The following is a 7,080-nucleotide window of genomic DNA, read 5'->3' as shown; positions in this document are numbered from 1 at the left end:
GCGTCCGCGGCCGGAGCCTCGGTGGTCGCGGCGTCCGTGGCCGGAGCCTCGGTGGTCGCGGCGTCCGCGGCCGGAGCCTCGGTGGTCGAAGCCTCGGTCGAGTCGGAGCCGAGCAGCTCGCGCTCCCACTCGGCCATCGGCTCGGCGGCGCCCTCGGTCGACTCGCCGGACTTGCCGGACGAGCGGGAGATGAGGCCCTCGGCGACGGCGTCGGCGACCACGCGGGTCAGCAGCGTGACCGAGCGGATGGCGTCGTCGTTGCCCGGGATCTTGTAGTCGACCTCGTCGGGGTCGCAGTTGGTGTCCAGGATCGCGATGACCGGGATGTTGAGCTTGCGCGCCTCGGTGACGGCGAGGTGCTCCTTCTTGGTGTCGACGACCCAGACGGCCGAGGGCACCTTGGCCATGTCGCGGATACCGCCGAGGCTGCGCTCGAGCTTGTCCTTCTCGCGCTTCATCACCAAGAGCTCCTTCTTGGTGCGGCCCGAGCCGGCGACGTCGTCGTAGTCGATCTCCTCGAGCTCCTTGAGCCGGGCGAGACGCTTGCTGACGGTGTTGAAGTTGGTGAGCATGCCACCGAGCCAGCGGTGGTTGACGTACGGCATGCCGACGCGCATGGCCTGCTCGGCGATGGACTCCTGCGCCTGCTTCTTGGTGCCGACGAACAGGATCGTGCCGCCGTGGGCCACGGTCTGCTTGATGAACTCGAACGCGTCGGCGAGGTAGGTCAGCGACTGCTGCAGGTCGATGATGTAGATACCGTTGCGCTCGGTCATGATGAAGCGCTTCATCTTCGGGTTCCAGCGACGGGTCTGGTGTCCGAAGTGGACGCCGCTCTCGAGGAGCTGGCGCATGGTGACGACGGCCATGGTGGCGGTCTGCCTTTCGTGAGTGTTTCCCAGTTGTTCTCACGCCCACCCGGTGGCGGTCGTGAAGCCTGGCGTCCTGGCCCGTCCCTCCCGTGGTGGCCGGCCGGACCGTCACGGACTGTGGGGGACGCACCCCGGCAAAGGCGGCCGGAGAAGAACGCGCGAATTCGACCCGCCTGGCCCGGCCCTGGGGACGTGGACACACGAGTCGTGCATTCAGGATACGGGATCGGCGTCCTCCCGCGGAAATCAGGCCGGTCCCGCTCCCCTACGATCGCGCCATGGCAGGCCTGGTCACACGCATGCACGGGTTCGGCGCGACGATCTTCGGCGAGATGTCGGCGCTCGCGGTCCGCACCGGAGCGATCAACCTCGGACAGGGGTTCCCCGACACCGACGGACCGCAGCCGGTGCTGGACGCCGCCCGGGAGGCCATCGCGTCCGGCCTCAACCAGTACCCGCCGCCCACCGGGCTCCCCGTGCTGCGCGAGGCCGTCGCCGCCCACCAGCAGCGGTTCTACGGCATCCACCTCGACCCCGACACCCAGGTCCTGGTGACGGTCGGCGCCACCGAGGCCATCGCCGCCGCCATCCTCGCCCTGTGCGAGCCCGGCGACGAGGTCGTCACGTTCGAGCCCTACTACGACTCCTACGCCGCGACGATCGCCCTGGCCGGCGCGACCCGACGTACCAGCGTGCTGCGCTTCCCCGACTTCGCCGTCGACGAGGCGTCGCTGCGGGCGGCCTTCAGCGACCGGACCCGGCTCGTGCTGCTCAACACGCCGCACAACCCGACCGGCAAGGTCTTCACCCGCGAGGAGCTGGAGCTCGTCTGCTCCCTGGCCCGCGAGCACGACGCGTACGTCGTCACCGACGAGGTGTACGAGCACCTCACCTTCGACGGTGCGCAGCACATCCCGGTCGCGACGCTGCCTGGGATGGCCGAGCGCACGATCACGATCAGCTCCGGCGGCAAGACGTTCTCCACGACGGGCTGGAAGGTCGGCTGGCTGACCGGGCCGGCCGAGCTGGTGGCGGCCTGCCGCACCGTCAAGCAGTTCCTCACCTACGTCGGCAGCGGCCCGTTCCAGCCCGCCATCGCCCACGGCCTCGGGCTCGACGACGGCTACTTCGAGGGGTTCGCCGCGTCGCTGTCCGCCAAGCGGGACCTGCTCGTCACCGGCCTCGAGCGAGCGGGCCTGCGGGTCAGCCGGCCGTCCGGCACCTACTTCGTCATCGCCGACGCCGCCCCGCTGGGCGCCTCGGACGCCGTCGACTTCTGCTGGGAGCTGCCCGAGCGATGCGGCGTCGTGGGTGTGCCGGTCTCGGTGTTCCACGACGACGAGGACGCCGCGCGCACGCTGGTGCGCTTCGCCTTCTGCAAGCAGGACGACGTGCTGCACGAGGCGGTCCGACGGCTGGGCGCCCTCTCCTCCTGACGCTCCGCCGCGCCTCAGCCGCGCGTGACCGTCGGGAAGGCGTTCGGCACGCAGCCGCCGAGGCCCATCGACTGCTGCAGCATCACCGGCGCCGGGCGCCCGGCGCCCGGACACTCCGCGTGCGGGTGCCCCAGCTCGTGGCCGACCTCGTGGTTGATCTGGTAGACGCGGTACGGGTCGACCTTGCCGCCGTACGTGGGCGTCGCCTCGGCCCAGCGCCGGTAGTTGAGCACCGCGTGGTCCTTGTTGGCGCACGACCACAGACCGCCGGTCTGCAGCGGAGCGCACATCTGGTCCACCCGCGACGGACTCACCAGCGAGATCGTCACGTCGACGTGCGTCCCTTCGCTGCGCTGCTGCGGCGTCACCTGGACGAACCGGACCTTGTCCTGCGCCTGCCACCCGCGCGGGTCGCGCAGGACCTCACCCACCGTGCGGGCGACCTGCTGGGTGTCCGCGCCGAGACCGCCCTCGATCTCCAGCGCGTACGTCACCGCACGGCCCTGCGTACGCGAGTCGGCTCCCGGGACCAGCACCGGGGTGAGGCGGCCGTCGCCGCGGTCGGGGACCGACGTCGTGGGCGTGCCGGAGGTGGGGCTCGCGGCGGCTGCTCGCCGAGCACCGGACCCGCTCGACGAGGGGCTCGGGCGCGCTGCTGACGGACTCGAGGGCCTCGCCGCCTCAGGCCGGTGGCGCGGCTCGGCGGAGGCGGGATCGTCGTGCAGGAGGCCGAGGACCGCGCTGCCGACCGCCAGAACCACCGCCGCCGCGGCGATCGCACGACGCGCTCGAAGCCCGGAGTCGGCCACACGCCGCTCGCCGTCCTGACTCGCCTGCGCGGACCTCGAGGTCATGCCTCGGCAGTCTAGGAATGGCGCTCGCGCAGGCGTGGGACGTGGGCGGCGGGGCACGCGTCGTGTCGGACGGTCCACATCCCCGCCCGCGCCTGGCCCGTCGTCCACACCGGCGGATGCGCCGCGCGCCAGGAGTCGAGCGCGCCCTCAGAGTCGACGCATGGCTTCCTTCGACTGGTCGACGCTGCTCGCTGCCGGGGTCGCCGCTGCCGGCCTGGGCGGCACGACCGACAGCGCGCCTGCACCGGCGCACGGGTACGTCTGGCCCCTCAGTCCGCCGCCCGCGGTCGTCCGGCGGTTCGAGCCGCCGCCAAAACCCTGGCTGCCGGGTCACCGCGGCGTCGACCTCGAGGGCGGCGCCGGGTCGGTCGTCCTCGCAGCGGGGTCGGGTCGCGTCGTCTTCTCCGGGGTGGTTGCTGGCCGCGGGGTGGTCTCCGTCGAGCACGCCGGCGGATGGCGGACGACCTACGAGCCTCTGATCGACCGCGTCGCGCGAGGCACCGCTGTCGGGGCCGGGACGACGATCGGGCGGCTGGACACCGCAGCCAGTCACTGCGCCCCGGCCACCTGCCTCCACTGGGGGCTGGTCACCGGTCCGGACGAGTACCGAGATCCGTTGCTGCTGCTCGGTGCTCGTCGACCGGTCCTGCTGCCGGTGGGCTGATCCGTCAGCTGTCGGGGGCGAGCGGCCACGGCCACGGCTTGCAACCCTGCAGGTCGTCGATCTGCGGGGTCATGACAAGAGCGCGAGCGCCGTCGCTGGGGCAGGGAGCATGGGCCCGGCCCAGGACGTGGCCGATCGCGTGATTGATCAGGTAGGTGCGGAAGCCGTCCGGATCACCCTGGTAGGTCGCCGCGGTGCGCTGCCAGCCGTTCGCGTCGATGACCGCCGTGCTGCCGGTCGCACAGGTCGAGCCGCCTTCAAGAGCGGTCGGCGCACACAACCGTGCCGCGGTGGCGGACCCCGCGACGACGATACGGACCTCGGGCTTGACCCCGGCCCGCAGCCGATCGGGAGTCACCTGCTCGAAGTGGATCTCGCCGAGCCCCTGCCAGCCGCGCGAGTCCCTCAGGACGTCCCCGACCTTGCGAGCGACATCGGTCGCACTCACGCCGGCGCCGCTCTCGACCTCGAGCGCGTAGGTCACGGCACGGGTGCTGCTGGGAGTGTCGCTGCCCGGCACCACGACCGCGGCGAGGACTCCGGGCTTGGCACCGGTGCTCGCAGGCGGCAGCGTCGCGCTCCTCGAACCCGACGCGCTCGGAGCCGGGTTCGGTGGGGTGGCCGGCTTGCCGTTGAGCGCGATGAATGCGCCGACGCCGGCGACCGTGGCCACGAGCGCCCCGGCGATCAGGCCACGAGCCCAGCCCGTGTGCGCGCCGTCGCGCTCGTCGTCCGGGACGAAGTACAGCGCCTCGCCGTCGCGCTGCTCCTCCTCATCCGTCGCCGGGGGCTCGGCTGCCCAGGGCTTGGCGTCGTCCACGCGTCCCCCGTCACTCGCCTCGTCATCGGAGGCGACCGCCTCGGCGCGGCGGTCGTCGTTGCCGACGTGACCGCCGGGCGGCCGCAGCCGCGGCGCGGGTCGACGCGGTTGGTAGATCTGGGTGAAGTCGGTCTCGTCCCCGGCGTCCGCCGCGGCCGCCTCAGGACGAGGCGGGTCAGGACGAACCGGGTCAGGACGAGCCGGGTCGGGAGCGGCTGGGTCGGGACGGGCCGGGTCGCGACGAGCCGGTTCCGACGACTCAGCCGCCGGCTTCTCGGGCGGTGCCGAGGGGAGCCCGCCCAGCCGTGAGGAGCCCACCGCAGCAGCCCGCGCACTGTCAGCACGCCGACCCAGGGCAGAGCGTCGTGCCGGCTCGGTCCGTACGGCGTCGCTCCGGCCGTCCGCCCCGTCCCGCGCCCGTGCCGCCCGCTCGCTGTCACCCAGCGTCGGAAAGGCGCCCCACGGCGCGACGATGGAGTAGGAGGACAGGCTCGGAACGCTCGTCGCCGTGGGAGTGCTCCGCCGCGTCACCTGCGTCGAGATGGGCACGGGGTCCGGGAGGGGCTCCGGCGCAGCCGGCGCCGACCGCGCCGACGGCGCGGCACTCGTACGGTCGGCACGGGGCTGGACTCCCGCGGCGCGTTCGGGAGCGGTGGGGAGTCGGCCGTGACGCGTGACGCCGGGGGCCGGTGGGTCCGTCGTGGCTCCGCCGAGGGACGGAGCCACCGACGTCAGGTCGGGATCCAGGTCGCGCGCGGTGCGAACGGGCACGACCGAGGTCGGCTGGTCGTCGGCGACGACCGAGTCTCGTTGCGGCGCCATGGCCGTCGAGTCCGGAACGCGTTCGGACGTCGGAGAGGCGCTCGGTCGGTGAGACTCCCCACTGACGGCGCCGCGACCGACCGGCTTCACCCGAGATGCCACCGACGCGCCCGAGGCCGTCACGGCTGGCCGGTCCGGGAGAGCGGGCGTGGAGGTGCCCGTGGTCCGGGGCAGCTGAGCGAAGCGGGTGACGGCGACGCCCGGGCTCGGCCAGCCGGTGGGCTCCGGCTCCTGGCGTTCCGGGGGCGACTGCTGCGGGCGGTGCCCGCTCGCGTCGTGCTGGCCGCCGCCGCCGGTCGGCTCGAACCAGCGGTACGAGGACGACCCAGCCGGGTTCGTGGGCTCGGGGTGCGGTGGCGTGCTCGGATCCACCTCGGCCGGCGGCGCGGCCGCGAGGCGCATCGCCTCGGCCAGCGGTCGCGCGACGCTCAGGGCTCGGCCGGTGGTCGGGATGGTGAGCCGGGTGCCGATCCGTCGGGACAGCCCGGCCGAGCGCACCTCCCACGGCTCGCCCAGCTGCAGGTCGCCGACGAGCGAGCGAGCGCCGGCGTACGACGCCGCACCTGCGCGGAGCACGACCGGACGAAGACCCTGCGCGACGGTCTTCTCACCCGGAGCCGGAAAGACCGTGCTGTCACCGTCGGAGCCCCGAGGGCCACCTGGGTCGGGGCTCCTCCAGGCGTCACTCACGGGTCAAAACTCTAGAGGAACTCAGGCGCGCGGATGGGCCTGCCGGAACGATCTTCTGAGCCGGTCGGTCGAGACGTGGGTGTAGATCTGCGTGGTGGACAGGCTCGCGTGGCCCAGAATCTCCTGGACCTGGCGCAGGTCCGCGCCTCCCTCGAGCAGATGCGTGGCCGCAGTGTGACGAAGACCATGCGGACCGAGGTCCGGGGCGTCGGCCACGTGGGCGAGCAGCCGGTGCACGACGGTCCGTACCTGACGCACGTCCATCCGGCGCCCCCGTCGGCCGAGGAAGAGCGCCGCTCCGCTGCCCTCGATCACCAGCAGCGGTCGAACGGCGAGCCACGACTCCAGCGCGCGTGCGGCGGGCACGCCGAACGGCACCGAGCGCTCCTTGTCCCCCTTGCCGACGACCCTGGCGACCCGCTCACCCAGGTCGACGTCGTCGATGTCCAGCCCGGTCAGCTCACTGACGCGGATCCCGGTGGCGTACAGCAGCTCCAGCACCGCGGCGTCGCGGCGGTGCACCGGGTCCGAGTCGTCGGCCGCGACCGCTGCGACGTCCATCAGCGCTCGCGCCTCGTCCTGCTTCAGCACCCCGGGAAGGGCCCGGGTCCGCCGCGGGGACTGCAGCCGCAGGGACGGGTCCTGGTCGATGACGCCCGTCCGTGCCGCCCAGCGGAAGTAGGCGCGGGCCGATGCCGCCCGGCGCGCGATCGTGCCTCGCGCGGCGCCGCCGCCGTCCATCGAGGCCAGCCACGAGCGCAGGTCGCCGAGCCGCACCTGGGACCACTCGGTGGTCTCGTGCTCGTCCAGGAACGCCGCAAGGGCTTCCAGGTCGCCCCGGTAGGCGCGCACGGTGTGCTCCGACCGTCCCCGCTCGGATCGCAGGTGTCTGTCGAAGTCGTCGAACGGCGCACGGTCCACG

The 7,080-nt window shown here is 73.1% G+C and carries 6 protein-coding genes; 2 read left to right on the top strand and 4 right to left on the bottom strand.

All coding sequences use genetic code 11. The features are described 5' to 3' along the window. The coding region (gene rpsB, locus P4R38_RS06195) for a 30S ribosomal protein S2 (protein WP_277191471.1) at positions 1–869 on the bottom strand (869 nt) is incomplete at its 3' end. Positions 870–1,150: 281 nt separating this feature from the next. Here rpsB and P4R38_RS06190 point away from each other — a divergent pair. Further along, entirely contained in the window at positions 1,151–2,308 is a 1,158-nt protein-coding gene (locus P4R38_RS06190; protein ID WP_277191469.1) for a pyridoxal phosphate-dependent aminotransferase, read from the top strand. A 14-nt stretch (positions 2,309–2,322) separates the two neighbouring features. Here the strand turns inward: P4R38_RS06190 and P4R38_RS06185 are convergent, their stop codons facing one another. Continuing rightward, positions 2,323–3,162, bottom strand: coding sequence for a DUF3152 domain-containing protein (locus P4R38_RS06185; protein WP_277191468.1), 840 nt, complete (start codon positions 3,160–3,162; stop codon positions 2,323–2,325). A 160-nt stretch (positions 3,163–3,322) separates the two neighbouring features. Between P4R38_RS06185 and P4R38_RS06180 the strand changes: the two genes are divergently transcribed. After that, positions 3,323–3,826: a M23 family metallopeptidase gene (locus tag P4R38_RS06180; RefSeq protein WP_277191467.1), complete on the top strand. Its 504-nt coding sequence runs from the start codon at positions 3,323–3,325 to the stop codon at positions 3,824–3,826. Between the two features lie 4 nt (positions 3,827–3,830). Here the strand turns inward: P4R38_RS06180 and P4R38_RS06175 are convergent, their stop codons facing one another. Continuing rightward, positions 3,831–6,158, bottom strand: a complete 2,328-nt coding sequence (locus P4R38_RS06175; RefSeq protein ID WP_277191466.1) for a DUF3152 domain-containing protein — start codon at positions 6,156–6,158, stop codon at positions 3,831–3,833. A gap of 21 nt (positions 6,159–6,179) precedes the next feature. Continuing rightward, positions 6,180–7,079: a tyrosine recombinase XerC gene (locus P4R38_RS06170; RefSeq protein WP_277191465.1), complete on the bottom strand. Its 900-nt coding sequence runs from the start codon at positions 7,077–7,079 to the stop codon at positions 6,180–6,182. Between the last annotated feature and the right edge of the window lies 1 nt (position 7,080).

Origin of the sequence: Luteipulveratus flavus (genome assembly GCF_029439465.1) — a bacterium.
Lineage (GTDB): Bacteria > Actinomycetota > Actinomycetes > Actinomycetales > Dermatophilaceae > Luteipulveratus > Luteipulveratus flavus.
Note: the sequence above shows the minus strand (reverse complement) of the source record. Positions and strands in the feature narration are given on the sequence as shown.

Excerpts from the sequence above, each read along its gene's own strand:
- P4R38_RS06180 (WP_277191467.1), top strand. The coding sequence starts at position 3,323 with ATGGCTTCCTTCGACTGGTCGACGCTGCTCGCTGCCGGGGTCGCCGCT.
- P4R38_RS06190 (WP_277191469.1), top strand. The coding sequence starts at position 1,151 with ATGGCAGGCCTGGTCACACGCATGCACGGGTTCGGCGCGACGATCTTC.
- P4R38_RS06185 (WP_277191468.1), bottom strand. The coding sequence starts at position 3,162 with ATGACCTCGAGGTCCGCGCAGGCGAGTCAGGACGGCGAGCGGCGTGTG.